The organism is Arthrobacter sp. AIWTK1, from assembly GCF_056680535.1.
On record NZ_CM155287.1, the window covers coordinates 3,741,746 to 3,768,375 of the forward strand.

Annotated in this window: 22 protein-coding genes and 1 pseudogene; 9 read left to right on the plus strand and 14 right to left on the minus strand. The window is 67.1% G+C overall.

Annotated features, from left to right (window positions below):
- Positions 1–9: 9 nt before the first annotated feature.
- Positions 10–600 (minus strand): TetR/AcrR family transcriptional regulator, encoded by a 591-nt coding sequence (locus AC1MDG_RS17180; protein ID WP_479805457.1) that lies wholly within the window; start codon positions 598–600, stop codon positions 10–12.
- A gap of 225 nt (positions 601–825) precedes the next feature.
- Between AC1MDG_RS17180 and AC1MDG_RS17185 the strand changes: the two genes are divergently transcribed.
- A complete protein-coding gene (locus AC1MDG_RS17185; RefSeq protein WP_479805459.1) occupies positions 826–3,324 on the plus strand; it encodes a beta-glucosidase family protein in 2,499 nt (832 codons plus the stop codon).
- A 14-nt stretch (positions 3,325–3,338) separates the two neighbouring features.
- Here AC1MDG_RS17185 and AC1MDG_RS17190 read toward each other — a convergent pair whose 3' ends face one another.
- Positions 3,339–4,046 carry a FadR/GntR family transcriptional regulator gene (locus AC1MDG_RS17190; RefSeq protein ID WP_479805461.1) on the minus strand — a complete coding sequence of 236 codons (708 nt, stop codon included), beginning with the start codon at positions 4,044–4,046 and terminating at the stop codon, positions 3,339–3,341.
- 132 nt (positions 4,047–4,178) lie between these two features.
- Between AC1MDG_RS17190 and AC1MDG_RS17195 the strand changes: the two genes are divergently transcribed.
- A complete protein-coding gene (locus AC1MDG_RS17195) occupies positions 4,179–5,543 on the plus strand; it encodes an alpha-hydroxy acid oxidase (protein ID WP_479805463.1) in 1,365 nt (454 codons plus the stop codon).
- Positions 5,544–5,628: 85 nt separating this feature from the next.
- Here AC1MDG_RS17195 and AC1MDG_RS17200 read toward each other — a convergent pair whose 3' ends face one another.
- Complete coding sequence (locus AC1MDG_RS17200; protein ID WP_479805465.1) at positions 5,629–6,192, minus strand: ArsR/SmtB family transcription factor; 564 nt, start codon at positions 6,190–6,192, stop codon at positions 5,629–5,631.
- Between the two features lie 29 nt (positions 6,193–6,221).
- Here AC1MDG_RS17200 and AC1MDG_RS17205 point away from each other — a divergent pair, with 29 nt between their 5' ends.
- Positions 6,222–6,842 carry a hypothetical protein gene (locus AC1MDG_RS17205; RefSeq protein WP_479805466.1) on the plus strand — a complete coding sequence of 207 codons (621 nt, stop codon included), beginning with the start codon at positions 6,222–6,224 and terminating at the stop codon, positions 6,840–6,842.
- Between the two features lie 39 nt (positions 6,843–6,881).
- Here AC1MDG_RS17205 and AC1MDG_RS17210 read toward each other — a convergent pair whose 3' ends face one another.
- On the minus strand, positions 6,882–8,105 hold the full coding sequence (locus tag AC1MDG_RS17210; protein ID WP_479805468.1) for an acetoin utilization protein AcuC: 1,224 nt from the start codon (positions 8,103–8,105) through the stop codon (positions 6,882–6,884).
- A 104-nt stretch (positions 8,106–8,209) separates the two neighbouring features.
- On the opposite strand from AC1MDG_RS17210, the gene AC1MDG_RS17215 reads away from it, so the two are divergent.
- Both AC1MDG_RS17215 and AC1MDG_RS17220 read left to right on the plus strand, forming a co-directional pair.
- Positions 8,210–9,643 carry a TrkH family potassium uptake protein gene (locus tag AC1MDG_RS17215; RefSeq protein ID WP_043483720.1) on the plus strand — a complete coding sequence of 478 codons (1,434 nt, stop codon included), beginning with the start codon at positions 8,210–8,212 and terminating at the stop codon, positions 9,641–9,643.
- A gap of 40 nt (positions 9,644–9,683) precedes the next feature.
- Entirely contained in the window at positions 9,684–10,322 is a 639-nt protein-coding gene (locus AC1MDG_RS17220) for a potassium channel family protein (protein ID WP_198011609.1), read from the plus strand.
- A 35-nt stretch (positions 10,323–10,357) separates the two neighbouring features.
- Here the strand turns inward: AC1MDG_RS17220 and proC are convergent, their stop codons facing one another.
- From proC to AC1MDG_RS17265, 9 genes are all read right to left on the minus strand, one after another.
- A complete protein-coding gene (proC, locus tag AC1MDG_RS17225; RefSeq protein ID WP_479805470.1) occupies positions 10,358–11,191 on the minus strand; it encodes a pyrroline-5-carboxylate reductase in 834 nt (277 codons plus the stop codon).
- 528 nt (positions 11,192–11,719) lie between these two features.
- A complete protein-coding gene (locus AC1MDG_RS17230; protein WP_479805472.1) occupies positions 11,720–13,036 on the minus strand; it encodes an RNA polymerase sigma factor in 1,317 nt (438 codons plus the stop codon).
- A gap of 18 nt (positions 13,037–13,054) precedes the next feature.
- On the minus strand, positions 13,055–13,396 hold the full coding sequence (locus AC1MDG_RS17235) for a YciI family protein (RefSeq protein WP_479805474.1): 342 nt from the start codon (positions 13,394–13,396) through the stop codon (positions 13,055–13,057).
- Between the two features lie 114 nt (positions 13,397–13,510).
- A complete protein-coding gene (locus AC1MDG_RS17240) occupies positions 13,511–14,347 on the minus strand; it encodes a sugar phosphate isomerase/epimerase family protein (protein ID WP_479809129.1) in 837 nt (278 codons plus the stop codon).
- 1 nt (position 14,348) lies between these two features.
- Positions 14,349–15,371, minus strand: coding sequence for a Ppx/GppA phosphatase family protein (locus AC1MDG_RS17245; RefSeq protein ID WP_479805476.1), 1,023 nt, complete (start codon positions 15,369–15,371; stop codon positions 14,349–14,351).
- An 80-nt stretch (positions 15,372–15,451) separates the two neighbouring features.
- Positions 15,452–15,913, minus strand: a complete 462-nt coding sequence (locus AC1MDG_RS17250; protein WP_479805478.1) for an SseB family protein — start codon at positions 15,911–15,913, stop codon at positions 15,452–15,454.
- A gap of 119 nt (positions 15,914–16,032) precedes the next feature.
- Complete coding sequence (locus tag AC1MDG_RS17255) at positions 16,033–17,157, minus strand: type IV toxin-antitoxin system AbiEi family antitoxin domain-containing protein (protein WP_479805480.1); 1,125 nt, start codon at positions 17,155–17,157, stop codon at positions 16,033–16,035.
- Between the two features lie 135 nt (positions 17,158–17,292).
- Positions 17,293–20,028 (minus strand): type I DNA topoisomerase, encoded by a 2,736-nt coding sequence (gene topA, locus AC1MDG_RS17260; protein ID WP_479805481.1) that lies wholly within the window; start codon positions 20,026–20,028, stop codon positions 17,293–17,295.
- A 107-nt stretch (positions 20,029–20,135) separates the two neighbouring features.
- Positions 20,136–20,771 carry an ArsR/SmtB family transcription factor gene (locus AC1MDG_RS17265; protein ID WP_479805483.1) on the minus strand — a complete coding sequence of 212 codons (636 nt, stop codon included), beginning with the start codon at positions 20,769–20,771 and terminating at the stop codon, positions 20,136–20,138.
- A 214-nt stretch (positions 20,772–20,985) separates the two neighbouring features.
- Between AC1MDG_RS17265 and AC1MDG_RS17270 the strand changes: the two are divergent.
- Positions 20,986–22,077 (plus strand): annotated as a pseudogene (locus AC1MDG_RS17270) (MFS transporter); the annotation flags it as partial.
- A gap of 102 nt (positions 22,078–22,179) precedes the next feature.
- Here AC1MDG_RS17270 and AC1MDG_RS17275 read toward each other — a convergent pair.
- On the minus strand, positions 22,180–23,847 hold the full coding sequence (locus tag AC1MDG_RS17275; RefSeq protein WP_479809130.1) for a DUF7059 domain-containing protein: 1,668 nt from the start codon (positions 23,845–23,847) through the stop codon (positions 22,180–22,182).
- A 118-nt stretch (positions 23,848–23,965) separates the two neighbouring features.
- Here AC1MDG_RS17275 and AC1MDG_RS17280 point away from each other — a divergent pair, with 118 nt between their 5' ends.
- The 3 genes from AC1MDG_RS17280 to AC1MDG_RS17290 all read left to right on the plus strand — a co-directional run bounded on the left by AC1MDG_RS17280 (position 23,966) and on the right by AC1MDG_RS17290 (position 26,608).
- Positions 23,966–25,123 (plus strand): NYN domain-containing protein, encoded by a 1,158-nt coding sequence (locus AC1MDG_RS17280; RefSeq protein ID WP_479805485.1) that lies wholly within the window; start codon positions 23,966–23,968, stop codon positions 25,121–25,123.
- A 91-nt stretch (positions 25,124–25,214) separates the two neighbouring features.
- Positions 25,215–25,676 (plus strand): hypothetical protein, encoded by a 462-nt coding sequence (locus tag AC1MDG_RS17285; RefSeq protein ID WP_479805487.1) that lies wholly within the window; start codon positions 25,215–25,217, stop codon positions 25,674–25,676.
- A 44-nt stretch (positions 25,677–25,720) separates the two neighbouring features.
- Complete coding sequence (locus tag AC1MDG_RS17290; RefSeq protein WP_479805488.1) at positions 25,721–26,608, plus strand: hypothetical protein; 888 nt, start codon at positions 25,721–25,723, stop codon at positions 26,606–26,608.
- Positions 26,609–26,630 lie beyond the last annotated feature (22 nt).

The following is a 26,630-nucleotide window of genomic DNA, read 5'->3' on the forward strand; positions in this document are numbered from 1 at the left end:
GCTTCCGGCCTAGGCCGCGGGCGGCGCAAGCAGCACGTCGACCAGCTGTGTCAGGCCGTCCGCCATGTCAACGTTTTTGTCGTAGAGCCACTGCAGCTGGAGGCCGTCAAAGGTGGCCACCACCAGCCGCGCCAGCTTTTGCGCGGGCACATCCCGGCGCACTTCGCCGGCCTCCTGGCGGCGGCCAATGTCCTCGGCCAGCTCCTCCACCAGCATGGCGTAGCGTTCCTGGAAGTACGGGTGTGAATCGTGCGCCGGGTCATTCGCCGTGGCCGAAGCCACCGCATAAAGCGTGGTGAGCCCGGGCTCCTTCCGGTTGCGTTCGGCAACAGGTACCAGCAGCCGCAGGCCCACTTCCTCGTGTTCACCGGCGGCCAGGCTCCGCCGGTCCCGCTCGGCGAGCACCGCCGTCAGCAATTCTTGCTTGCCTCGAAAGTAATGGAACAGGGTGGCTTCCTTCACCCCCACCAGCTCGGCTACGCGTTTGAGCGCCGTGCCCTCGAAGCCTTCCGTGGCAAAAACATCCGTGGCCGTCTGGATTATCTGTTCGCGGCGTTCCGCTCCCTTTGCGTACTGGCCGCGTGGCTTCGACGTTGACATTGAGTCAGTGTATTTCACGTCTTTCCACAAAAATCTAGTCAGACTTTGTTTTTGTCGCTACCATCATTGTCAGGACCCAACGGAGGGTCACTTTTCGTCAGGAGGCAATGTGGCCGTCAAGACCATTCCCCAGGATTCCCCGGCTTCTCCGGCCAGCGGAACTTCGCTCAGCAGCACTTCAACCAGCACCACTCCTATAGCCGCGGCGCCAAAGGAGTCAAGTAAATGAACCCCGCACTCTCACCGGCCGTGCTGGCCCCGGCGTCGGATTCCCCGGACGCCGAAGCCCGGATCCGCGAACTCGCCCAAAGCCTCACTCTGGAACAGCAGGTCCGGCTGCTGACCGGAGCGGACGTCTGGGCCACCCACTCCATCCCCGAAATCGGACTAAGCCGCGTGGTCCTGTCGGACGGGCCGTCCGGCGTCCGCGGCGAAGACTTCGATGAGCGCCACGACTCCGTCTCCCTGCCGTCGTCGTCCGCCCTGTCCGCCACCTGGAGCGTCGAAACGGCACGCCGTTACGGCCAGGTCCTGGGCCAGGAGGCGCGCCGCAAGGGCGTGCACGCGGTCCTCGGCCCCACCATCAACCTGCACCGCTCCCCCCTGGGCGGCCGCCACTTCGAATGCATGAGCGAGGACCCGCGCCTGACGGCAACCATGGCCGCCGGGTATGTTGCCGGCGTGCAGTCCATGGGTGTCGGCGCCACGCCCAAGCACTACCTGGCCAACGAGGCCGAGACCGACCGCTTCACCGCGGACTCCGTGGTTGACGAGCGTCCGCTGCGCGAGCTGTACCTGGCAGCCTTCGAGGACGCCATCACCGAGGCCCGCGCGTGGCTGGTGATGAGCTCCTACAACTCCATCAACGGCACCACGGCGAGCGAAAACAAGCTGCTCGAAACCCCGCTGTCCACGGAATGGGGATTCGACGGCGTGGTGGTGTCGGACTGGACGGGCGTCCGGTCCGTCGAAGCCGCAAACGCGCACCAGGACCTGGAAATGCCGGGGCCCGTGGGCCACTGGGGCCCCAAGCTGCTGGCCGCCGTCGAGGACGGCCGGGTCAGCCGGGACGCCATCCTGGAAAAGGTCACCCGCATCCTGCGGCTGGCGGCCCGCGTGGGTTCCCTCGAGGGATTCACGCCCGCCGTGACGGAATTTCCCGCCCCGCTGAACGGCGCCGCCGTCGCCCGTGAAGTGGCTGTCCGCGGAGCCGTGCTGGTCCGCAATGAAGGCGGCATCCTGCCGCTGGACGCCACGAAGCTCGGCAGCGTAGCGGTGATCGGCCACAACGCCGAGGAGGCGCGCACCCAGGGCGGCGGCAGCGCCACAGTGATGCCCAAGTACACCGTCTCGCCGCTGCAGGGGCTGCGGAAGGCACTGCCCGACGATGTCGACGTCACCTATGTGCGCGGCGCCAAGGTGGCCGAGGGACTGCAGGCGTTCCCCCGCGCCTCGCTCCGCAACCCGGTGTCCGGCGTGCCCGGAACGCGGGTCACGTTCCTTGCCGGGGACGGCTCGGAGATTTCCGGCGAAGACCGTCTTGCCTCGCACCTGATCTGGTTCGGCATCGGAATTCCCGACGGCGCGGCCTCCATCCGCATGGAAGCGGACTGGACCGCCGACACAGCGGGCGTCCACCACCTCGGCGTCGGGACAGTGGGCCAAATCCGGCTCGCCCTTGACGGCGACGAGGTGTTCAACGGCGAGATCGAGGATGACACGGACGTCCTGGGCGCCGCGCTGTTCGATCCGCCCAAGACCGTCCACGCCATCGAAACCACGGTTGGCCAGAGCGTGCGGATCGAAGCCGAATTCCAGCTGCCGAAGCAGCAGGTGATCCCGTTCACCGCCATCCTGCTGGGTGAGGAAACCGTGGTTGCGGATCCGCAGGCGGAAACCGACGCCGCCGTCGAAGCTGCCCGGGCAGCCGACGTGGCGGTGGTGGTGGTCGGCACCAACGCGGCCATCGAGTCCGAAGGTTTCGACCGCAAGGACCTGGACCTGCCCGGTTTCCAGAACCAGCTGGTGGAGGCCGTGGCCGCGGTGAACCCTCGCACCGTGGTGGTGGTGAACTCGGGCTCGCCCGTCCTCATGCCGTGGCTGGACAAGGTGGGCGCCGTCCTGCTCGGCTGGTTCGGCGGCCAGGAATTCGGCACCGCCATCGCCGACATCCTGCTGGGCACCGAGGAACCGGGCGGGCGCCTACCCACCACCTGGCCCGCCGCGCTGGAGGATGTCCCCGTACTCAACACCACGCCGGTTGACGGCAAGGTGGCCTACTCCGAGGGCATCCATGTGGGCTACCGGGCCTGGCTCAAGCAGCAGGCCGCAGGCGGAGCCGCCCCTGCCCTCCCCTTCGGCTTCGGCCTGGGCTACACCACGTTCGAGCTGGGCACCGCGCACGCGCCGCAGTCGGTTCCGGCCGGCCAGGACGTTGTGGTGCACGTTCCGGTTCGGAACACCGGCGCGCGCACGGGCCGCGAAGTGGTCCAGGTGTACCTTGACCGCGCGGAGTCCGCCGTGGAGCGCCCGGTCCGCTGGCTTGCCGGCTACGCCGGGACGCACCTGGCACCGGCCGGAACGGACAGCGTAGAAGTGCGGATTCCGGCGAAGGCCTTCGGGCATTACGACGGCGGCTGGCAGTTCGAGCAGGGCACGTTCCGCCTGCTGGTGGGCCGCCACGCGGCCGACGATTTCCAGGTGCTGGGGATCGAACTGCGCTGAGCCACCTCTCCGGGTTACTGCCGGGCCGGGTCCGAATCCTTCGGATCCAGCCCGGCTTCTTTGTAGTACCCCTCGATGTGGGCTGCCACAAGACCGGCTGCTCTGCCGCCGTCGTGGTTTTTGATGGCCGCCAGGATTTCGCGGTGTTCGGCGCGGAGCCGGGCGGCGGTGGCCTCCCAGTCGGGAAGGTTTGCGGTGAGTTTGCCGGCGTAGCTTTGGATCGCTTCCCGCAGGGAGCCCATCATGGCGCTGACCACGGCGTTGCCGGCGGCTTCGGCGAGGGCCAGGTGGAAGCGTACGTCGAGGGCCAGGAATTCGTCGGTATCGTGGCACGCCTCCATCTTTTCCATCAGCCCGGCGGCCTCTGCCAGCGCCGGGGAGTCGGTGCGGGCCCGGGCAACGGCCCAGGATTCAAGCAGGACGCGCGTCTGCACAATGTCCGCCACAGGCAGGTGCGAGGTGGCCACATGCAGGCGCAGCGCCGAACCGAGCGCGGCCGTCGGGTCCGCGATGACCACCGTGCCGGCGTCCGGACCGGAGCCCACCCCGGCACGGACAACACCCATGGCCTCCAGCACCCGGATCGCTTCACGGACCGAGGTGCGCGACACCTGCAGCTGTTCGGCCAGCATCCGCTCCGCCGGCAGGCGGCCGCCCAGGGCCAGTTCGCCGCTGGAGAGCTGGCTCTCGATCCACTGCAGGACCAATTGATGGGTACGCATGGGCCAATGGTACTTGATGTGGTTGGACCACATCCTCTAGAGTGTGGTTAGACCACAGAGCCGCCCGTCTAGAGCGACCCGTCCAAAGCCACCCGTCCAGAGCCACACAAGCCCGATGCCCCGGAGGCAGCAATGACGCACACCATCCAGCCCAGCAACCCCGAGGCCACCCCGGCCCCCGACACAACGGATGTGCCGGCCACGGCCGCCGGCGCCGCGCCCGTCGCGACCCTGACCGGGGCCGTAAACCGGGCCGCCGCTGCCATCCCCGCCGCGCTCAAGCGCCGCGTGCCCAAGTACTCCGACCTGGCGCCGCTGATGCAGTTCAAGAAGCCGGAGTTCAGCCGTGCCGCGAAGCTGCAGCGCGCCAGCACCATCTGGGAACTGCGGGACATGGCCAAGCGCCGCACCCCGCAGGCGCCCTTCGACTACACCGACGGCGCCGCCGAAGCCGAGATCACGCTGCGCCGTGCCCGTGAGGCCTTCCTGGACATCGAGTTCCGGCCGGGCATCCTCCGGAACGTCTCCAGCATCGACCTGAGCACCGGCATCCTGGGCAAGCCCTCCCGCCTGCCTGTCGGCATCGCGCCCACCGGCTTCACCCGGATGATGCAGTCCGAAGGCGAGTACGCCGGGTCCCAGGCCGCTGAAGCCGCCGGCATTCCCTACACGCTCTCCACCATGGGCACCGCGTCCATCGAGGACGTTGCCGAGGCCGCGCCCAACGGGCGGAACTGGTTCCAGCTGTACCTGTGGACGGACCGCGACCGCTCCCTCGAACTCATCGAGCGCGCCGCCAAGGCAGGCAACGACACCCTGATGGTCACCGTGGACACCGCCGTCGCCGGTGCCCGCCTCCGCGACGTCCGCAACGGCATGACCATTCCGCCGGCACTGACCATCAAGACCGTGCTGGATGCGTCCTACCGCCCGGCCTGGTGGTTCAATTTCCTCACCCACGAGCCGCTGACGTTTGCGTCGCTCTCGCGGTACACCGGCACCGTGGCGGACCTGATCAACTCCATGTTCGACCCCACCCTGACGTTCGAGGACCTGGACTGGCTGCGCGAAACCTGGAAGGGCAAGCTGGTGGTCAAGGGCATCCAGACCGTGGAGGACGCCCGCAAGGTGGTGGACCACGGCGCCGACGGCGTGGTGCTCTCCAACCACGGCGGACGCCAGCTGGATCGTGCGCCCATCCCGTTCCACCTGCTGCCCGGCGTCAAGGAAGCCTTGACCAAGGACAACTCCGACGCAGCCATCATCCTGGACACCGGCATCATGAGCGGCGCCGACATCATTGCGGCGCTGGCCCAGGGCGCCGACTTCACCCTGATCGGCCGCGCGTACTTGTACGGCCTCATGGCCGGCGGCCGGGCCGGCGTGGACCGCGCCCTCCAGATCCTTGAAAAGGACATGACCCGCACCATGGCCCTGCTGGGCGTCAGCAAGCTCTCCGAGCTCACCCCGGACCACGTCCGGATCCTCGGCAGGTAACCGGCACGCCCTCCCAACTAGGTAGCAGCAGATGTCGTTTTGAGCGCCCAGAACGACACCTGTTGCTACCTAGTTGGGTGTGTGGCTACTTCTTGCGGCCGAACTTTGGCAGGTTGGCGATGAGGTCCGCAGCCTTGGTGGCAGCCCGGCCCACGGTGCGGCCGATCTGCTGCGGGACGGAGTCATCCCCCGCCGTGGCTACCGGAATCGCCACGGCAGGGCTCAGCTGCCCGCCTTCCGAGGCGCCCGGCACCGCTGCCGCAGCCGGCCGGGCGGCACCCGCAGCGGCGGCCAGCGGCGACGGCACGGCGCCTGCGGTTTCCGCCACCTGCACCGGTTTTTCCTCCAGGATCTGCGCTGCCGGTGAGCTGACGACGGCGGCCCGCGGCCCGACGTCGAACGTCTCCAGCCAGCTGGCGACGCCGGCAAGCGGTTTGGGGTTCAGCGCGTAGTAGCGCTTCTGGCCCTGGGCGCGCATGCTGACAAGATCGGCCTCGCGGAGCACTTTCAAATGTTTAGAGATGGTGGGCTGGCTGGCGTCCAGTTCCTCGACCAGCTCCCCCACTGCCTTGTCCCCCGAGCGGAGGGATACCAGAATGTCACGCCGGGTTGCCTCAGCAATGACGGCAAATACGTCGTCTGTCACCATGTGATCCACCCTAGCGACATATACGCCGGATGGCATCCACTATTTCCTCCCGTGCACAACGGCCATTGCCCCGCACCGGCGGCGGTGCTACAACGGACTCACGGTTGCCCCGGGCTGTCCGGCTGCGGCCGCTCAAACGTGAGGGGTGGGTGGCCATGGATTTCCTGCGCCAGCAGCTGTTCAACATCATCGCTTTTGTGTTTTTGGGCCTGTTCGTGGCGGTCTGGGGATCCGTGCTGATGCGCGTCGGGTTCTGGGTGCCGGACGGCAGGACGGTCGCGCCGCCCCTCAACGGAGCCCTGGTTACCGCGGCGGGCGTGCTGGCCACGTCCCTGAGCTCCCTGACCGCCTCGGCCCTGGGGTTCACCATTGCCGAGGTCCGGCGCGACGAGGAAGCCCGCCGTGACCTGAAACCCGGCCAAGCGGGCGCCACCGCTGCCTTCAACCCGGCCGAGGTCACGGCCCGGCTCTCCGGGCGGATTGTGGCCGCGGTGGTGGTCTACCTCACGATGGGGCTGCTGGTCCTGCTGCTCTGGCTGGTCAAGGGAACGGCGTCAACGGACCTCATCGGCGCCTTCGCACTGTCGCTGCTGGGCTGGCTGATCGGCGCCGCCGGGGTGGTGTTCCAGACGGAGAAGCCGCTCACGTAGTCGAACCGCCCGGACGGGGGCTGCCAGCCGAACCAGGGGCTAATCGAACCAGGGGTCCAGGCCGTAGAGCGGAAACACTTCCTTGCGCGTGGCCATCACCGTGCGGTCCACCTCGTCGTTGGGGTCGAAACCGACCTCCCAGGAGCGCCACCACAGATCGACGTCGTCCCCCATGAATTCAGGCGCCGGCACACCGTAAAGGGCCCCGTACTTGTCCTTGACGTACTGCCGCCAGTCCTCGGGAACGGGCGTCCGGAGCGGCACCGGCCTGCCGGCCGCGACGGCAATCAGGTGGCTCCAGGACCGCGGCACCACGGTGATCACGTTGTAGCCGCCTCCGCCGGTGGCTATCCACCGGTTGCCGCAGTAACGCGCTGCGAGATTCCCGACGGCGGTGGCCGCTTCACGCTGGCCGTCCACGCTGATGTTGAGGTGCGTGAGGGGATCCAGCCGGTGCGAGTCGCAGCCGTGCTGGCTCACAATCACTTCGGGTTCGAAGGCCCCGATCAGCTGCGGAACCACGGCATGGAAGGCCCGCAGCCAGCCGGCGTCGCCCGTTCCCGCCGGAAGGGCAACATTGACGGCGCTGCCCTGGGCGTTGGGGCCGCCGATCTCGTTGGCGAAGCCCGTCCCGGGGAACAGTGTCAGTCCGGTCTCGTGCAGGGAAATGGTGAGGACCCGCGGATCGTCCCAGAAGATGCTCTGCGTTCCGTCGCCGTGGTGGGCGTCGACGTCGATATATGCCACACGCTGCACGCCGCCGTCGAGCAGCTTCTGGATGGCCAGGGCAGCATCGTTGTAGATGCAAAAGCCGCTGGCCCGCTCCTTGGCGGCGTGGTGCATGCCGCCGCCGAAGTTGACCGCCCGGACCGCGCTGCCGTCCAGGATCGCGCGGGCCGCCATCAGTGAACCGCCGGCAAGGCGGGCACTGGCCTCATGCATGCCGGCGAATGCGGGGTCGTCCTCTGTGCCCAGGCCCCGCTGCAGGTCGGGGACGTCCGGGTTGAGGCTGACGCGCCGGACCGCCGCCACGAATTCGGGGCTGTGGACGGTGCACAGTTCGTCGTCGCCGGCCACTTCCGGGGCGGCCACGGTGACGTGCGCCAGGTCCAGCAGGCCCAGGCTGCGGGACAGCCGGGCGGTGAGCTCCATGCGCTCGGGTGCCATCGGGTGCCCGTGGCCGAAGTTATAGGCGGTCATGGCCATGTCCCACACCACCATCGTTGGCAGTGCGGATTGAGCGAGTCCGGGCAGGAATGTCATCAAGGACAGGCTACCTGAGCCGGGCAACATCATTTCCCGGTCATGGTGCGGAATATAGTGGTTTACTACTGAAGGAAGCAGTTTCAACCGAGGAAAAGCCGCACATGACGCAAAGCCAGCCGAGGTCCAAGAGCCCGGCTAACTGGCACCCCGGCATGCCGGAGCGTGAGGGCCTGTGGATCTTCACGGGTATCCGCGACTTTATCGACAACATCGCCAACACGTCGCCGGCGCGGCTGGCGCTGACAGCGTTCGGTGTTGTCATCCTTTTGTTCACGGGGCTGCTGTCCATGCCGGCGTCGTCCGCCACCGGCGACTTCACGCCGCTGCACCAGGCCCTGTTCACTGCGGTGTCCGCCGTCTGCGTCACGGGCCTCACCGTGGTGTCCACCGCCGTGCACTGGTCCTTTTTCGGCCAGCTGGTGATCCTGGTCGGTATTTTCGTCGGCGGCCTGGGCACTCTGACCCTGGCCTCGCTGCTTGCGCTTATGGTCAGCAAGAAGCTCGGCGTGCGCGGCAAGCTCATTGCCCAGGAAGCCATGAACAACGCAGGGCGCCTTGGCGAAGTGGGCACCCTGCTGCGGATCGTCATCACCACGTCGGTGATCATCGAAGGCTGCCTTGCACTGGCCCTCGTTCCCCGCTTCCTGTTGCTGGGCGAAAGCTTCGGCCAGTCGGTGTGGCACGGCGTCTTCTACGCGATCTCGGCTTTCAACAACGCCGGTTTCACGCCGCACTCGGACGGCATCGTCCCGTATGAGACGGACCTGTGGATCCTTGTCCCGCTGATGCTCGGCGTCTTCCTGGGCAGCCTTGGCTTTCCGGTGGTGATGGTGCTGCAGCAGAACGGGCTGAACTGGAAGAAGTGGAACCTCCACACCAAGCTGACCATCCAGGTGTCCTTCATCCTCCTGGCGGCCGGAACAGTGTTGTGGGGTCTGATGGAGTGGGAAAACATGCGGACCATCGGTTCCATGGACGTCGGCGACAAGATCGCGCATTCTCTCTTCGCCTCCGTGATGACCCGGTCCGGCGGCTTCAACCTGGTGGACCAGAACCACATGGAATCCACCACCATGCTCCTCACTGACGCCCTCATGTTCGCGGGCGGCGGTTCAGCCTCCACTGCCGGCGGCATCAAGGTGACCACCATCGCCGTCATGTTCCTGGCCATCGCGGCGGAGGCCCGCGGCGACGCGGATGTGAAAGTCTACGGCCGCACCATTCCACAGGGAACCATGCGGGTGGCCATCTCGGTGATCGTCGCAGGCGCAACCCTGGTGTCCGTATCGGCCTTTATGCTCCTGCACATCAGCGGCGCGCCCCTGGACCGGGTGCTGTTCGAGACCATTTCCGCCTTCGCCACCGTGGGCCTCAGCACCAACCTCAGTGCCGAACTGCCGCCGTCGGGCGTTTATGTCCTGACCGCGCTGATGTTCGCCGGCCGCGTGGGAACCGTGACCCTTGCCGCTGCCCTGGCACTGCGCCAGCGCAGCCAGCTGTACCACTACCCGGAAGAGAGGCCCATCATTGGCTAATCCCTCAGGCGCCGTCAACCGCCCCGCCCACAATGCCCCCGTGCTGGTGATCGGGCTCGGCCGTTTCGGCTCGTCCACCGCCGAGCAGCTGGTCAAGCAGGGCCGCGAGGTCCTGGCGATCGAACGCGACCGCAACCTGGTGCAGAAATGGGCCCCCGTGCTCACGCACGTCGTCGAAGCCGATGCCACCAACATCGACGCGCTCCGGCAGCTCGGGGCGCAGGAGTTCAGCTCCGCCGTCGTGGGAGTGGGCACCTCGATCGAATCGTCGGTGCTGATCACCGTGAACCTGGTGGACCTCGGCATCGAGCACCTCTGGGTCAAGGCGATCACGCCCTCGCACGGCAAAATCCTGACAAGGATCGGCGCCAACCACGTAATCTACCCCGAGGCCGACGCCGGGGTCCGGGCCGCACACCTGGTCTCCGGCCGCATGCTGGACTTCATCGAGTTCGACGACGACTTCGCGATCGTCAAGATGTACCCGCCCAGGGAAACTGTGGGCTTCACCCTGGACGAGTCCAAAGTCCGGTCCAAGTACGGCGTGACCATTGTCGGCGTGAAGTCGCCGGGCGAAGACTTCACCTATGCCCGGCCGGAAACCAAGGTTTCCTCCCGGGACATGCTGATCGTGTCCGGCCACGTGGACCTGCTGGAACGGTTCGCCGCCCGCCCCTAACCGGGCGGGCCGCTACCCAGCGGGCCGTAAGGCTCTTAGCCCAGTTGCTTCGTGATTTCGGCGGCGCGGGCCGCCGCGGCGCGGGCGCCGTCGGCGATGATCGCGGGCAGACCCCGTTCATCGAACGTGGCAATGGCCCGTTCGGTGGTGCCGTTCGGGCTGGTCACGGCCTTGCGCAGGGCGGTGGGGTCCGCTCCGGGTTCGGCCAGCATCAGGCCGCCTCCGGCGACCGTTTCCCGTGCCAGCAGCAGCGACAACTCGGGATCCAGACCGAGCTCGACGCCGGCGGCAGCCATCGCCTCCGCCAGGTAGAACACGTACGCCGGACCGGATCCACTGATGGCGGACAGCGCATCCACCTGTTCCTCGGGCACCTCCACCACGGTCCCGGCACCCTTGAGGATGTCCTTGGCCAACTGCAGCTGTTCGGCCGAGCAGTTCGTTCCCGGCGAGACGGACACGACGCCGCGGCCCAGCTTGGCGGGCGTGTTCGGCATGGTGCGGATCACCGGCTGGCCGGCCGGCAGTGCGGCTTCCAGCTGCGCGATTGACACCGCGGCGGCAACGCTGATGACGATGGTTTTCGGGGACAGCGAATCGCTGATTTCCCGCGCGAGGTCTGCAATACCTACGGGCTTGACGCCGAGAATCACGACGTCGGATCCGGTGGCCGCCTGCTTGTTGTTTTCCGGCTCCTCTTCTCCGGCGATGGCCGTGATGCCGGGGTGGCGCTGGGCAAGTTCTGCAGCACGCTCCGCGCGACGGACAGTGGCCACGACGTCCGCCGGGTCCGTTCCGGCCTCCAGCATGCCGCTCATGACGGCCTCGTTCATGGATCCACAGCCAAGGAATGCGATTCGGTTGCTCATTGGTCCATCATTGCAGTTCGGCGCGCGTTGTCGCATCCGGCGGCCGCCGTGCCAGCGCGCAACGCGCCCTCCAGCGGAGCCGTGCCGGCGGACAGGGAACAGCCCCGGCCCCATTCACAGCTGGCTCACATGTTCGCTGCAGCTTCCTCACAAGCTCGGCCCCTAACGTAGTTATTACCTCATTGAGGGTGCGAGTGATGAGGCAAGCATGGGGATGTTTGCCCGGCACCGGTGGTCTGCAGCAGGTTTCCCCCATTTTCCTGCGAGGCCGCCGGTGCTTTCTCTTTTAAGTCGCCGCCAGCTTAAGTCCCCGCCGGGGCACGTATTGCCAGCCAACGCACAGGGAAATTCCCCGAAACACCCATAGTCCGTCTGTAGCTTGGAAAGTGCCTCACAGGTGCGAGTGATGACAGCCGGTTCTTCGGAACCGGCGCGGCGCCGGGCGGCTGCGGAAGGGTTCCCCCAATTCCTTCGGCAGGACCGCCCGGCGTTTTCTCGTTAACTCGCTTTTCTCGTTAACTCGGCCGGCTAGTCCGCCGCGGGCAGCTCAAGCAGCCGGCCTTCCAGGAACCGGCGCTCAGCCGCGTTGCCTGCCAGCCCAAGGGCCTCCCGGTATTCCTCCCGGGCTTCCGGATAGCGGCCCAGGCGCCGGAGCAGATCAGCGCGCACGGAGTGGAACACCCCGTAGCCTCCCAACTCAAGTTCGTCCACCAGGCTGAGGGCTGCCCCGGGGCCGTGCACCTCGGCAACGGCCACCGCCCGGTTGAGCGCAACCACTGGCCCGGGCGACGCCTGCAGGAGCTGGTCGTACAGCCGCAGGATCTGTTCCCAGTCCGTTTCTGTGGCCGACGGGGAATCGCTGTGGACCGCGTTGATGGCGGCCTGGAGCTGGTACGGTCCTGGCCGGTTCCGGCGAAGGCACTGGCGCACAATGGACTGGCCCTCCAGGATCAGGTCCGTGTCCCAGAGCTGTCTGTCCTGGTCCGCCAACAGCACCAGGCCGCCGTCGGGCGTCATTCTGGCTGCGCGCCGCGACTCAATCAGCAGCATCAGCGCCAGAAGCCCTTGGGCTTCGGGTTCATCCGGCATCAGCGTCACCAGGAGCCGGGCAAGCCGGACGGCCTCCGAACAGAGATCGTCCCGGACCAGCGCCTCGCCTGAGCTGGCGCTGTAGCCCTCGTTGAAGATGAGGTAGACGACGGCGAGCACGGCCGCCAGCCGCTCCGGCAGCTCGGCGCCGCGGGGCACGCGGTAGGGAATCCGGGCGTCCCGTATTTTGGCCTTGGCCCGGACCAGCCGCTGTGCCATGGTCTTTTCCGGCACCATGAAGGCACGGGCTATTTCCGCCGTGCTCAGCCCGCCCAAGAGGCGGAGCGTCAGTGCCACACGGGCCGGGGTTCCCAAGGCGGGGTGGCAGCAGGTGAAGATGAGCCGCAGCGTGTCATCGCGCATCCCGTCCTCCTCCCCCGGCTCTTCCATTAACAGGTCCTCGGGCGCCGCGCCGGAAGCGTCCCCGGTCCGGTAGCCAAGGATGGCGGCCTGGGCATATTTGTCGTCGCGGGCGGCATCCCGCCGGAGCCGGTCGATGGCCCGGTTGCGGGCAGTGGTGATAATCCATCCGGCAGGGCTGGGCGGGACGCCGGTGGTCGGCCAGCGGTGCACCGCCGCCGTGAAAGCGTCCTGGACCGCGTCCTCGGCGAGGTCAATGCTGCCGAAGACCCGGACCAGGACCGCCACGGCGCGGCCGTACTCCCGGCGGAAGATCCGGGCTATCTCGCCGGTGGAATCCCCCGAAACGGCCCCCTCCGCAGCGGGCCCCTCTGAAGCGGAACCGCGCCCCGTCATCCGTACGTCTCCGAACACCTAGTGCAGGAACGGGCGGACTTCGACCGGCAACGTCACGATCTCCGCCAGCCGGCGGGCCCAGCCCAGGGCGGCGTCGAGGTCGTCCACGTCGATGACGGTGAAGCCGCCCAGGTGCTCCTTGCCTTCGGTGAAGGGCCCGTCCGTGATGAGCACGTCGTGTCCCTGCGGCCGCAGGACGGTGGCGGTATCCGCGGGATGGAGTCCGGCGGCAAACACCCAGGCGCCGGCCGCCTTCATCTCCTGGTTGAGGCCTTCCAGGCCGCGCATGATGGGCTCCACGAACTCCGCATCCGGCACGGGACCGTCAGGCTGGTAGATGCTGAGCAGGTACTGTGACATTTGGCTTTCCTCCTTGAGGATTCGGCCGGCCCGGTGCCGGCCTCTCACCTTCTATACGAACGGCTCCCGCCCGTATCGACACACTCCGCCGCGTCCGTTCCGCGGAACATCCTGCTACGCCTCCCGTGCCCCGACCAGCGGGTGGCTCAGGTGCTGGCGCGCGAACTTCAGGGTTTCGTTAAGCCACAGTTCGCGCTCCCCCGCGAACTTCGCCCTCCGGGTGGAGATTTCCGCCACCACCACGCCGTCGAACCCGCTGCCGGCCAGGTGCTGCAGCGCTTCCGCGCAGCCCTGGTTGCCGCGGCCGGGAATCAGGTGCTCGTCCCGTCCGGAACCGGAGCCGTCCGTGAGGTGGATGTGCCTGAGCTTGCTGCCGAGGGCCTTGATCGCCTCAACACTGTTGGCTCCCGCGGTGGCGGCGTGCGAGAAGTCCCACGTGACGTCGTCGTAATCCTGGCCCAACGGGTCCCAGTGCGGCAGGTAGGCAACCGTCTCCCGGCCCCGCACGCGCCAGGGGTACATGTTTTCGACGGCGATCCGCACCTGGTACATGTCGGCGAGCTGGCGAATGCCGGCGGGGAAGTTCTCCGCGTAGTTGTTCTGCCAGCGGAACGGCGGATGCACCACCACGGTGCCGCAGCCCACCTCGCGGGCCATCCGGCACGACATTTCGATCTTGTTCCAGGCCGATCCCCAGACCTTCTGGGTCAGCAGCAGCGTGGGCGCATGAATGGAGACGATCGGCTGGCGGTAGCGGTGGCTGAGCTCCAGCAGGGAGTGCGGGCTCTGGCTGGTGGTGTTGTTGGTGACCATCACCTCCACGCCGTCAAAACCAAGGTCCTGCGCCACGGCGAAGGCATCGTGCACGCTCAGGGGGTAGACAGAGGCGCTGGACAGCGCCACCGGGATCGCGCGGTTTTCTTCTGGCAAACGTTCGACGTCGGCGCTCATCTCAGTCATCCCTCCCGCCGGCGTCGGTGGTTGAGCCGGCGAGCGTGGCCGCAACCGGAGGCAGCAGCGCCTGGTGTGCCGGTTCCAAGGGGCCTTCAAAGATCAGCTGGTCCAGCCTGCGGAGGATCAGTCCTTCGCGAAGCGCCCAGGGACAGATCTTGACCTTCTTGAATTCGAAGAGTTCCAGGGCCGCCTCGGCCACGAGTGCTCCCGCGAGGAGCTGGTTGGCACGGGCCTCGGAGACACCGGGCAGGTGCAGCCGGTCTTCGGTCTTCATGGCGGAAATCCGCTGCGCCCAGATGCCAAGGTCCGTGGCGCCCAGTTCACGCTTGACGTACGGCCCGGCCCCGCTCGGCGCCGCCCCGGCGATCCGGGCCAGCGAACGGAAGGTCTTGGACGTTCCGGCCACCACGTTGGCCCTGCCAAGCTCGTTGAAACTTCGAACCGCAGGTTTGAGGGTTGCCCGGATATAGCGCCGGAGCTCCTTGACGCTCTTCGCGGTGGGCGGGTCCTCGTGCAGCCAGTCCCGGGTGAGGCGGCTCGCGCCCAGTGGTACGGACGTGGCCAGTTCAGGTAGCTCATCCTGGCCCAACGCCATTTCGAAGGAGCCGCCGCCGATGTCAAGGTTCAGGATGGGTCCGGCACCCCAGCCGTACCAGCGCCGGACGGCAAAGAACGTCATGGACGCCTCTTCGCTGCCGGTGAGTTCCTGGAGCGTCACGGTGGTTTCGTGCTTGACCCGGGCCAGCACGGCAGGCCCGTTGGTGGCTTCGCGGATGGCGGAGGTGCAAAAGGCCAGCAGGTCCTGGGCCTTGTGTTTGGCCGCGAACTCCCACGCTTCCAGGACGAATTCGATGAGTTCGTGCTGGCCGGCGTCGTTGATGTTTCCCTCGACATCGAGGAACTGCACCAGTGAGAGCGGGCGTTTATGCGAGGCGAAAGGCACCGGCCGCGCGCCGGGGTGCGCGTCGACCAGGAGCAGATGGACAGTGTTTGAACCGATGTCGAGAACGCCTAGACGCATTCTGCCATTATTCACCGATGGCAAGCCGCCGGCGCAACTGCGTCGGCGGCTTGCCGGTTCGAGTCGGAATGACGCCGGAGCTACTCGGCTGCCGCGGCGCCGGAACCCTCTGCGGGCTGGTCCGCGGGCTGGTCGGCGCGCTTGAAGTCGCGCCGGATGTTGGCCACGCCTTCGGGATCGATTTCGAAGCCGAAGGCGCTGCCGGGGTTGATCACCATGCCGAGCTCATCACCGAGGTTGCCGATGATGGCGGCTCCCTGGGTGCCCAGGACGTTGGGGGCGGCGTCGAGGAACTGCTGGTCCACCCGGCTCGGGTGCGAGAACACGGCCAGCACGGGCTTGCCTTCGGCGTTGGACAGCACCAGGGGTTCCACCTGGGCGTCCTCGCCCTCAAGCGCGTCGGAGCTGATGATGTAGACCTCGTTGTTGAGGAAGGACAGGATGACGTCCACCGGGTTGGCATCCGGCTGGTCACCTGTGGCGAGCTTCTCTTCGAGGTCGTTCAGGGGCTGGATTTCCGCGGGTGCAGGCTGTTCAGTCATGTCTCTACTCGACCACGTTTGCCGGGCGGGGCGCAATTCCTCCTTGCCGGGATCCGACTTCGCTGCTGCGGGCCGGGGGCTGTGTGCCGGCACGGAGCCCCCGGCCCGCACCCGCGATTTCAGCCGCCGAGGAGCCGGAGCAGGCGCACTTTCAGGCTCCGCTCGTCGAAAAGGTCCTTCCAGCCGATGCGCAGGATCCGCCACCCGAGTTCGGTCAACAGCTTCTCCCGCTCACGCTCTTCGTAAATCACCTGCGCCGTCGGTTTGTAGTCGAAGTACTTCGACCTTCCATCGAACTCCAGGGCAGCCCGTAGGTCGGGCCACGCAAAGTCGAATCTGCACATGCCTCTGGTTGTGCGGACCGGAAATTGGAGCACGGGAGCGGGGAGTCTCAACCCGGCAATGACGTCCCTCGTCAGTGACTCGCCGGGCGACTCCGACAGAGGGTTGGCAAATGCCAGTGCCCTGCGAAAGCCGGCAACACCCCGGACTCCCGTCAGTTCGGCGCAGGCCGATTCAAGTCGCTGTTTCTCGCATCCGATCCGCAGCCCGTGATCGAGGAGGATCAGGGCCTGCCGGTAGTTGAGCATCAGGGCGCAGTCCAGCACGGTCCGGTGCAAGGAAGTCACGGGCAGGCCATCTATCTCAAGCCGGTCGCCGGGCAGAAGAGGACTCGAATGGGCCCTGACGTCGGCGGCGTGCGAGCCCCGGGCGGCATGGTACGGAATGGTTACGTGTATCAGGTCGTCAGCTCGCCACAAATACAGCCGATGCAGGCGCGCTGCGGACGTGTGGCTGAACGTCAGCCCGTCAGCCGAGGCCGGCAGGGTCCGCTTGCTGTACGCGGCAAGTCGGGCCCGCTCCCTGTCGCCGTCCGAGAGGCCATTCCAGAAACTTCCGCGGGCCATGACGCCCGTGCGGACCCTGACAAGGGAGCCTGCCCGGAGGTGTTCATTGATTCGCCGCTTGCTGAGCCCCTGCGCAAGTAGCTCTTCAGTGCGCCACATGATTTCGCCTTTGGGGAGCGGAAATGCGGCGACGGCGTGATCAGGCGCCAGGGAAAGAGGCACTACGTGGCTGGAGCCGGAAGGTGCACCCGTCACCTCCGGCATGGGAGGCACTATGACGGCCGCGGGTGAGTTCCGCGAGACCCGGCCATCCGCCTGCGAGGTCACGATTTCGGCCCAGATGTCAGCGAGCGGATCCGTTGCCTCATGCGGGCGGGTGTTTGCCTGACTGGTCATTCCATCAGCTTCCAGTGGCGGCCGACACCTTGAAAGCGCCCGCCCGGGCCATGTGGAAAACTCCCGGACGCGGGTGCGGGCCGGGGGCTGCGTTCCGTAACGCAGCCGCCGGCCCGCACCCGCGGTCTCGAAGGACTACTTCTTGGCGACAGCCTTCTTCTTCGCCGGGGCCTTGCGCGCTGCCGGACGCTTGGCCGGGCCCTTGGCGCGCTTCTCCGCCAGGAGTTCCACAGCCTGTTCGCGCGTCAGTTCCTCGAGCGAGGTGGAGCGCGGGACAGTGATGTTGGTGATGCCGTCGGTGATGTACGGGCCGAAGCGGCCTTCCTTCACCACGATGTTCTTCTCCGAAACGGGGTCCGGTCCGAACTCGGCCAGCGGCGGGACGGCCGCACGGGCACCGCGCTGCTTGGGCTGGGAGTAGATCTCCAGAGCTTGCTCCAGCGTGATCGTGAAGATTTCCTCTTCGGAGCCGATGGAACGCGAGTCCGTGCCCTTCTTCAGGTACGGGCCGAAGCGGCCGTTCTGTACGGTGATGACGTTGCCTTCGGCGTCCTCGCCGAGCGCGCGCGGCAGGCTCATCAGCTGCAGCGCCTCGTCGAGGCTGACCGAGTCCACGCTCATCGAGGCGAACAGCGAACCGGTGCGCGGCTTGGCCTTGACGGGCTTCTTCGGCGGCTTGGGCTTGCCGTTCTTGTAGTACTCCACGGGCTGGTTGGCCAGCTGCTCGTCCGTCATTTCCGGAATGATTTCCGTGACGTAGGCACCGTAGCGGCCGTTCTTGGCCACGATCGTGTGGCCTGTGTGCGGGTCTTCGCCGAGGACACGTTCCTCCGGCGCCGCCGTCTCCATCAGCTCAAGGGCCTTGGCCGGGGTCAGCTCGTCCGGGGCCAGGTCCTCGGGGACGTTGGCGCGGGCGGACTCCACCACCTCGCCGGTCTTGGGATCGACCGTGGGGACCGAGCTCTCCAGGTACGGACCGAACTTGCCCACGCGCAGGGTGATGCCCTCGGCGATAGGCACGGAGTTGATTTCCTTGGCGTCGATTTCGCCAAGGTTGTTCACGATGCTCAACAGGCCGGGATCGGAATCTTCGCCGTAATAGAAGTGCTTGAGCCAGGCAGCGCCCACGGCCTGGCCGTTGGCGATCTTGTCCAGGTCGCCCTCCATGTCCGCCGTGAACTCGTAGTCCACGTAGTCATGGAAGTGCTGCTCGAGCAGCCGGATCACGGAGAAGGCGATCCAGCTGGGGACCAGCGCGGACCCCTGCTTACGCACGTAGCCGCGGTCCTGGATGGTGGAAATGGTGGAGGCGTAGGTGGACGGGCGTCCGATGCCCTTCTTTTCCAGCTCTGCCGTCAGGGAGGCTTCCGTATAGCGCGGCGGCGGCGAGGTCTCATGGCCGACGGCGACGATCTCCGAGGCAGTGAGCGCATCGTCCTTGGCCACGTTGGGAAGCCGGCGTGCTTCCTCGGAGTCGTCGTCTCCGCGGCTTTCGTCCTTGCCTTCTTCGTAGGCGGCGAGGAAGCCGGGGAAGGTGATGACGGTGCCGGAAGCCGAGAACTCTGCATCGCGGCCGTCCGCGGCCACCGCGCCGAGGCGGATGGTGGCGGTGGAGCCCTTGGCATCGCCCATCTGGGAGGCAACGGTGCGCTTCCAGATGAGCTCATAGAGCCGGAATTCGTCACCCGAGAGTTGCTTGGCCACCTGCGCCGGGGTGCGGAAGGAGTCACCGGCGGGACGGATGGCCTCGTGGGCTTCCTGCGCGTTCGCTGCCTTTCCGGTGTAAACCCGGGGCGACTGCGGCACGTACTCGGGGCCGTAGAGCTCCGAGGCCTGGCGCCGGGCAGCCGTCACAGCTTCGTCGCTCAGTGCGGACGAGTCCGTACGCATATAGGTGATGTAGCCGTTTTCGTAGAGGCGCTGGGCCACCTGCATGGTGCTCTTGGAGGAGAACCGCAGCTTGCGGCCCGCCTCCTGCTGCAGCGTGGAGGTGGTGAACGGAGCGGCCGGACGGCGGGTGTACGGCTTGGTGTCGACGGAGCGGACACGGAATTTCGCGTTCTGTAGCCCCGCTGCCAGCGACGTGGCGAGTTCCTCATTCAGGTGCGTGACGTTGCGCGAGGTGAGTTCGCCGTCGTCGTTGAAGTCCCGGCCGCTGGCCACCTTGGCGCCGTCCACGGCGGCGAGCTTCGCCTTGAATAACGACGTAGCGCCGTTGCCGGCACCGAACTGGCCGGTGAGGTCCCAGTAGGACGCGGCCTTGAACGCCATGCGTTCGCGTTCGCGGTCCACCACCATGCGGGTGACCACGGACTGGACGCGGCCGGCGGACAGGCCGCGGGCCACCTTGCGCCACAGCACCGGGGAAATTTCGTAGCCGTAGAGGCGGTCCAGCACGCGTCGGGTTTCCTGGGCATCCACGAGGTCCTGGTCGACATCGCGCAGGTTGCCCATGGCGCGCTGGATGGCTTCCTTGGTGATTTCGCCGAACGTCATCCGGTACACGGGGACCTTGGGCTTGAGCACTTCCAGCAGGTGCCACGCGATGGCTTCGCCTTCGCGGTCCCCATCGGTTGCGAGATAGAGGGCGTCAGCGTCCTTGAGCGCAGCCTTGAGCTCAGTCACCTTCTTCTTCTTGTCCGGGGACACCACGTAGTACGGCTTGAAGTCGTGTTCGATGTCGACGGCGAACTTGCCGATGGAGGTTTTCTTGAGTTCGGCGGGGAGCTCGGACGGCTGCGGCAGATCACGGATGTGACCGATGGAGGCCTCAACGATGAAGCCCTCGCCCAGATACTTGGCGATGGTCTTGCTCTTGGCCGGAGACTCCACAATCACGAGTTTCTTGCCGGTTTTGGCCTTGCTTGGCACGGTGCTCCTACAGAAAAAGGTTGGCTCGGGCAGATGGGCCCATACTCGCCTAGTTCACCATATTTTGGAGGATGATGCGCATTCATGTGGAAAACGGGTGCCGTGCATCACTTACGATCGTCCGGAATCAGGGACCACATTGTGGCCATGCGTTCCGCACCCGCGGGGACCTGGTCCGGATCCTCAAGCTCGTATTCCTTGAGCAGCCCGAACACCTTCGCGGTCAGCTCCGACTGCTGCGCCGGGGTCAGGTACAGAAGAGTGCTGGAGAGCACCACCACCCCGGGCGCCTCGGTCGATTCGTTGTTTTTCCTGCGCTCGTCGCGGACCCTGGCGTACGCATCGACCCTGCGCCGGAAAGCGTCCAGCTCAAGGTCCAGAACGGCGAACTCGGGACTGGCCACCCCGCCGCCTGAGTTAATGGTGAAGTCCGTCCCGGCGGCACGCCATCGACGTTCCCGCGCGTCTCCCGCTGTGGCGGCCGGCTCCACGATGCCCCACTTCTGCAGGGCCCGCAGGTGATAGCTCATGGCACTCGGCGTCAGGCCCGTCTGCGTGGCAAGCTCCGTGGCCGTCCGGCTGACCTGTGTGGAATACAGTTCGGAGATCACTTCCAGGCGTGCCGCGTGGGCAAGCGCGCGGATGGCCTTGGGATCGGTGATCTCCACCTTCTTCTCCGGCCGCATCCTGCGTTTGGCAGCCCCTGGCGCGGCCGGCTCCGGCTCCGGAGTTTCTGCGTTCACGTCCCCATTCTATCGGCCATCCGGCAACTCTGAAAGAAACGCTTGACATCCGCGCCAGCCGGGGAGTAGTTTCGCGGACATGGGGGACACGGCCAGGCCATCGCCTGCCTTATTACAACTAAATCCAGCACTCTGGCGAAGCCGGGATTTCCTGTTAGCCAGCAGCGCCCGCTTCATGGCTGCAGCCGGTATGGGTGCAGTTGTGGTCAGCGTGATGTTGCATCTGCAGGCCGCCGCGGCGGCCGGCACGATTGCCTTTGCCGGTTCCTGGCTGGTGGCCGCCTACCTTCTGTGTTCCGCCTTACCGCTGGTGGTCCTTGCCCCGTGGGCCGGGAGGCTGGCGGACACACGCGATTCCCGGACGCTCGCGACGGCGGCTTCCGCTGGAAGTGCCGCCGCCGTGGCGGGCATGGGCCTGAGCATGCACTTCCTGGAAAACTATTTTCCCGCGCTCTTCCTGCTGACTCTTGTGCTGAACGCCTGCCAGGCGGTGGCCGGACCAACGTTCCAGGCCCTGTTGCCCCGGATCGTCGGTGAAGAGCGCACACCCCGCGCTGTCGGGACCATGCAGGCAACCATCATGATCGCCGGAATGGCCGGACCCGCGGCGGGTGGCCTGCTGAGTGGCTGGGGCGGCTCAATACTGGTGTTTTCCGTGGCGAGCGCCTGCTATGTCCTGATGGGGGCGGGCGCCTTCCTGATCCGGACCCGGAGGGGCACTGCCGCCGAGCGTGCCGGCCGGAAGCAGCCTGCCCTGATGGACGGGCTCCGCCTCATCCGGCGGGACAGCCTCGTGTGGGCACTGGTGCTCGGCGCCCTGTTCTTCATTGCCGTGGGAGAGGCAACCAACGTCCTCGAAGTGTTCCTCGTCCGCGGCGAAATGGGCGCCTCCGAAACGCAGTACGGCCTGCTCGTTGCCGCTTTTGCTTTGGGAATGGCGGCCGGAGCCGCCCTCGCCGGCCTGATCAAAACACCCCGGGCGCGGCTCCGCATCCTCCTGGGATCAATGGCGCTGACGTCCGCAGTGCTCGCAGTCATCGGGCTGGTGCCCACCGTGGACATCATGTTCGTCGCCTACACCGGGATGGGTGTTTCCTGCGGCGTCCTCAACGCCTGTTTCGGGGCCATCGTGATCCTCCGGATGCCCGAGGAAGGCCGCGGCCAGGCGATGTCCATGATCGGAGGCCTGACCCGCGCCATCACCATTGCGGCGTTGGCCCTCGGCGGGATACTGGGGGCCTTGCTCCCCGTCCGGACGGGCTTCCTGCTGATCGGCGGCACCGGCGCGGTGGTGTCCCTGGCCATCGCCATCACCGTGCTGTGGCGCTTCGGCTCAGGAGACGGCCCGGAGGACCCGGCCCGCCCGCACGCGGGCCGGGGTGCTGCAGCCGAGCCTGCCGTTGCCGGGTCAGGCCGGGAGGAGGAACCCGTCGCGGACCAGGTTCCGGACTTCGGCGAGGAGCCCGTCCCTGAACGCCTGGCCGTCGAATCCGTCGCCCCCGCCCAGCAGCGCGTCCAGGGCACCGATGATCTGCCCGGCGGACAGATCGCCGTCGCACGCTGACACGAAACCGGCCAGCTCGGTGCTCAGCAGGTTGGTGTGCCGGAGCCCCGCGCCCTGGCGCAACAGGATCACGCCGGGATGTTCCGCCCCCGGGCGCTGGTGGCGCTCCTCCGTGACGTCCTCGGCCACAAGCAGGTGGGCGGCGCCCAGATCGTTGGCCGCCAGCCAGTCGGCCCGCTCCATTGCTGCCCCCAGGTGCGGGCCGATGGGCTGCTCGATCGGATAAGTGATCTCCTCGAACCGGCTGATGACCGGCCGGGCGCCGGCAGCGGGCCGCCGAAGGAAGATCATGCCGAATCCGATCCCCGCCACGTTTCGCGAGGCAAAGTCGTCCAGGTAGGCGGCGTAGGCGTCCTGGTAGTGCCGGCGATCGCGGGACTCGGAGGCGTCCTGCAGCCACGTTTCGGCGTATTGTTCCGGCCCCACCAGTTCGCGCTGGATGAACCAGGCATCCACGTCCGTTCCGGCCCAGCTTTGCGGCCTTTCCTGCCATGACGTTCCTGCGGTGACCTCCCAGTTACCCAATAGTTGGGCTGTTCCGGCCGGGGCAAGGACGGATGGCAGGTCCCGGACCAGTGACCCAACAATGTCGTCGCCGGGAAGGCCGCCGTCACGGTAGGTGAACTGGTCCGCCGCGGCCTCCCCCGGGCTCCGCGGCGTGATGACGAACGGCGGGTTGGACACCACCAGGTCAAAGGTCTCCCCTGCCACGGGTTCCAGCAGCGAGCCCAGGCGCAGGCTCACGCGGTCCTCCGGCCGGGCCGGGTCGACACGGAGCGCTTCGGCGTTCAGGAGCAGGTTGAACCGGGTAAAGGCAAGCGCCCGGGCGGAGATGTCCGTGGCTGTCACGTGGTCCGAATGCTGCAACAGGTGGAAGGTCTGGATGCCGCAGCCGGTACCCAGGTCCAGTGCTTTCGACACATGCCGGCGGACCGTGGTCTGCACCAAAGTGGTGGAGGCCTGCCCGATTCCCAGCACGTGGTCGTGGCGCAGAACGCCGGGCTGCTGGTGCGCCGCGAGGTCACTGGCCACCCACAGGTCGGTGCCCCCGCTACTGTCCGCACCTGCCTCGTCCGCGTCTGTTGCGGTATCGCCGCCCCAGCCGTACGGCCGCAGATCCGCTTTCGCCCTGACGGTTCCCGACGCAGGATCCGTGCCGTCTTCCGCCGCCGTGGAAGGTTCCACGAGTCCCAGCGTGAGGAGGCCCGCGGTACGGATCCCCGGGAGGGCGGCGTCGAGCACTTCGGCGCGCTGTGGCACCGCCAGCAGCCACAGGCGTACGACGGCGGCAAGCGCCGCCGCGTCCGGGTCACCCTTGGCGGCGTTTTCGGTGGCGATCAACGAGGGGATGATCTGGTCACGGCTGAGGGCGGAATAGGCGGAGTCGCCGAGGAGCCCGGCCACTCCATCCACGGTGAACCCGACGCCGCGCAGGTCCGCGGCGAGGGCGGCCATCAGCTCCGGGAGGTCGCTGCGGGGGGCGTCGGAGGTGTTGCCGGCCGTGAAGGCCATAGCTGTTTCAGTCACTGTGCAAGTCTATGGTTCGGGGCTGCGCCCTTTTGGGCCGGGTTCGCCCCGTTCCGCGCCGCCCGGGGCGGGATTGTCGGCAGTACCACCTATGCTTCTGAGCATGAGCCGCAAAAGTGTGATCTTCGTTGACGCAGGTTTCCTTCTGGCAACGGGCGGGCTGCGGGTCACCGGGAACTCGCTGCGCTCTGCCTTTTCCGTCCAGTACAAGAGCCTGGTGGACGGTATCCAGGAATTTGTCAGCGAGCGCGACAGCCGGGATCTGCTGAGGATGTACTGGTATGACGCCGCCAAGGACGGCGTGTTCAGCGACGAACACAAGCGGATCGGTCTGCTGCCTGGGGTGAAAGTTCGGCTGGGGCGCATGTCCTACAACGGCGAGCAAAAAGGCGTGGACCTTAAGCTCGGGCTGGACCTCGTGGGGGTGGCGCGGAACCGGTCGGCCGATGTCGCCTACCTTCTCTCCGGCGACGACGACCTCGCCGAGGCGGTGGAAGCGGCGCAGGACCTCGGTATGAAGGTGGTGCTGCTGGGGATCGAGAACCAGGGCCACCGGCTGGGGGTTACCGCGGTGGCGGAGCATCTGGCGTTGCAGGTTGACGATATCGCCACGCTTCCGCAGACGCTCCTGGACCGTTGCTTTGCGAAGTCGGCGCCGGTGGCTGAGCTTGCCGCCTTCGCCGCCGTTTCCTCTGAAACCGGGCCTGCTGAAGTCAGTGTTTCCGGCAACGGCGCGGTCCGTGTTCCCGGCACGCGGCCTGTTCCCGGACCAGGTGTTTTTCCCGCCCGGGGTGCCGTCGCGGCTACAGAGGCAGGGTCCGTTTCTGAGGCTGCTGGATCTCCCGTTCGTGCAGAGCCCGCCGCCGCTGCCGCCCCGACGGGATCATCCGGCAGGCCGGTGCCGACGCCGGGCCCCCGGCGGGTGCAGCAGGACGTGCGTCCGGTGCCGGCAGCCGGCGTTGTGCGCCGGGAACCGGTGTATTCCACCGCCACCGGAGCACCCGCCGCCCAAAGCCCGTGGTTCGATCTGGTAGAAAGCGCCGAAGCAGTGGCTGTGAGTCTTGCGGACAACTGGCACGGGAGCGTGAGCCAGCGCGAACTCAACGAACTCCTCGCCGAGCGTCCGCTGCTGCCGCCGACGATTGACCGGGTCCTGATCAAGGACTGTGCCGCGAAGATCGGCGAAGCCAAGACAGACCTCCAGGACATCCGGAAGGCGATCCGTGCGGCGTTCTGGCGCCGCCTCGATGAGCTTGTGTAGGAACAGCACTGCGGGGAGCACGTGCTGCGGCGGCCCCTGCCGGGACCTCCCGCGGGACCGGGCTGCCTTTTTCAGCGGGTAAGTTGGAGGTATGCTTTCACGTTCTTCCGGGCCGCAACGACTGCCTGCACTGAGGCGCATCGTCGGCGCGGCGTCCGTGGGCGCCTGCCTTGTGGTGGCCGCCTCGGCGTGCTCATCTGCAGTTTCCATCGAGAATGCCGACGTCCCGGCCTGGAAGGCCACCGCGCTGCCGACGGCCGGCGGAACGGTGCTCGAGGATGCCGGTAAGATCCTCAACCGCGAGCCGCTGGTCAAGGACGCGGCCGACGTTCCGGCCGGGGTGTACACCCTCACCATGACGTGCGACGGCGGCGGCAAGGCCTTCTTCACCGTCACGGCCGGCGGCACGAAGCTCGCCGAGGCCGGGGCCGCCTGCAACGGCAGCCGGGAGAGCGCCAAAATAACCGTGCCCGCCGCCGGCGCCGTGCAGGTCAGCGCCTCCAGCGTGGATGCTCCGCTGATTTACGCCTATCATCTGGCCGCCGGCAGCTAGCTCTGTGACTTGCACCGTCTGCGGGGGTGCGTATGCTCAGGGACATGTCAGCTCTCTGGGGGAAGCGGATGAAGGGCGTCGCCGCAGTTGTGCCGGTTTTGGGCCTGCTCGCGGCGTCGCTGAGCGGCTGTGAATACGCGGACGACGGCGGTCCGCCGGGCGTTGCTGCGTCCGCGCCACCGTCGAACGCCGGCCCGGAACACCCGGACTCCGGGGTTGCATCGAACTCTCCCGCCGCTCCACCTGAACAGGCCAACGACGAGCAGATGAGGCGGCTTCTGGGTCCGCCGGGAACCGATGAGCTTCCATACCTCACCGCAACAGGGGCAGCGGCCGCGTGGAGCGCCGAAGTTCCGGCCGGCGACTATCTCCTGACGGCTGCGTGCGTTGCCGCGCAGTATGCAGAGCTCGAGGTACGCCTGGGCGGGGCCGACGCCGAGGAGTCAAACATCCTCTGCCATACGAGGCGGGTCATGCGCCTCACCCACCAGGGCGGCCTGATCACGGCAAGGGTGGCGGCCGCCGCCGACCCGCACTTCGGCGCCAGCGGCGTCCGGCTGGAACCATACCCTGAAGTACCGGGTTCATCGGCGGGTCCGGCCAGCGGCTGGGCCGCGGAACAACTCGGTCCGGAGCAACCCGGAGAGGTGCGGGGCTATCCGGTGCCGGGCCAGTGGCATCGTTCCGGGCCGGTTGAGTCTCCCGGAACACTGACCCTCACCTTTGTCTGCGAAGGCACTGGCGCCGTCGAGATAACGGTATTCAAACCCAACGGTGACGATCTGTACGCTGGCAGCGGCTTCACGTGCGACAGGCCTTTCCCTGCGGATATTCCTGTGGGACCGGACGGCATCCTGGTGAGGGTGGAAGCCCCCCATGATCCGGTCCGGGCTGCGTACAGCCTGCTGCCGTCCACTGGGGGCGGGCATTAGTGGCGGTCCGGGCGCCAAAACG

Excerpts from the sequence above, each read along its gene's own strand:
- AC1MDG_RS17180 (WP_479805457.1), bottom strand. The coding sequence starts at position 600 with ATGTCAACGTCGAAGCCACGCGGCCAGTACGCAAAGGGAGCGGAACGC.
- AC1MDG_RS17185 (WP_479805459.1), top strand. The coding sequence starts at position 826 with ATGAACCCCGCACTCTCACCGGCCGTGCTGGCCCCGGCGTCGGATTCC.
- AC1MDG_RS17190 (WP_479805461.1), bottom strand. The coding sequence starts at position 4,046 with ATGCGTACCCATCAATTGGTCCTGCAGTGGATCGAGAGCCAGCTCTCC.
- AC1MDG_RS17195 (WP_479805463.1), top strand. The coding sequence starts at position 4,179 with ATGACGCACACCATCCAGCCCAGCAACCCCGAGGCCACCCCGGCCCCC.
- AC1MDG_RS17200 (WP_479805465.1), bottom strand. The coding sequence starts at position 6,192 with ATGGTGACAGACGACGTATTTGCCGTCATTGCTGAGGCAACCCGGCGT.
- AC1MDG_RS17205 (WP_479805466.1), top strand. The coding sequence starts at position 6,222 with ATGGCATCCACTATTTCCTCCCGTGCACAACGGCCATTGCCCCGCACC.
- AC1MDG_RS17210 (WP_479805468.1), bottom strand. The coding sequence starts at position 8,105 with ATGACATTCCTGCCCGGACTCGCTCAATCCGCACTGCCAACGATGGTG.
- AC1MDG_RS17215 (WP_043483720.1), top strand. The coding sequence starts at position 8,210 with ATGACGCAAAGCCAGCCGAGGTCCAAGAGCCCGGCTAACTGGCACCCC.
- proC (WP_479805470.1), bottom strand. The coding sequence starts at position 11,191 with ATGAGCAACCGAATCGCATTCCTTGGCTGTGGATCCATGAACGAGGCC.
- AC1MDG_RS17230 (WP_479805472.1), bottom strand. The coding sequence starts at position 13,036 with ATGACGGGGCGCGGTTCCGCTTCAGAGGGGCCCGCTGCGGAGGGGGCC.
- AC1MDG_RS17235 (WP_479805474.1), bottom strand. The coding sequence starts at position 13,396 with ATGTCACAGTACCTGCTCAGCATCTACCAGCCTGACGGTCCCGTGCCG.
- AC1MDG_RS17240 (WP_479809129.1), bottom strand. The coding sequence starts at position 14,347 with ATGAGCGCCGACGTCGAACGTTTGCCAGAAGAAAACCGCGCGATCCCG.
- AC1MDG_RS17245 (WP_479805476.1), bottom strand. The coding sequence starts at position 15,371 with ATGCGTCTAGGCGTTCTCGACATCGGTTCAAACACTGTCCATCTGCTC.
- AC1MDG_RS17250 (WP_479805478.1), bottom strand. The coding sequence starts at position 15,913 with ATGACTGAACAGCCTGCACCCGCGGAAATCCAGCCCCTGAACGACCTC.
- AC1MDG_RS17255 (WP_479805480.1), bottom strand. The coding sequence starts at position 17,157 with ATGACCAGTCAGGCAAACACCCGCCCGCATGAGGCAACGGATCCGCTC.
- AC1MDG_RS17275 (WP_479809130.1), bottom strand. The coding sequence starts at position 23,847 with ATGGCCTTCACGGCCGGCAACACCTCCGACGCCCCCCGCAGCGACCTC.
- AC1MDG_RS17280 (WP_479805485.1), top strand. The coding sequence starts at position 23,966 with ATGAGCCGCAAAAGTGTGATCTTCGTTGACGCAGGTTTCCTTCTGGCA.
- AC1MDG_RS17285 (WP_479805487.1), top strand. The coding sequence starts at position 25,215 with ATGCTTTCACGTTCTTCCGGGCCGCAACGACTGCCTGCACTGAGGCGC.
- AC1MDG_RS17290 (WP_479805488.1), top strand. The coding sequence starts at position 25,721 with ATGTCAGCTCTCTGGGGGAAGCGGATGAAGGGCGTCGCCGCAGTTGTG.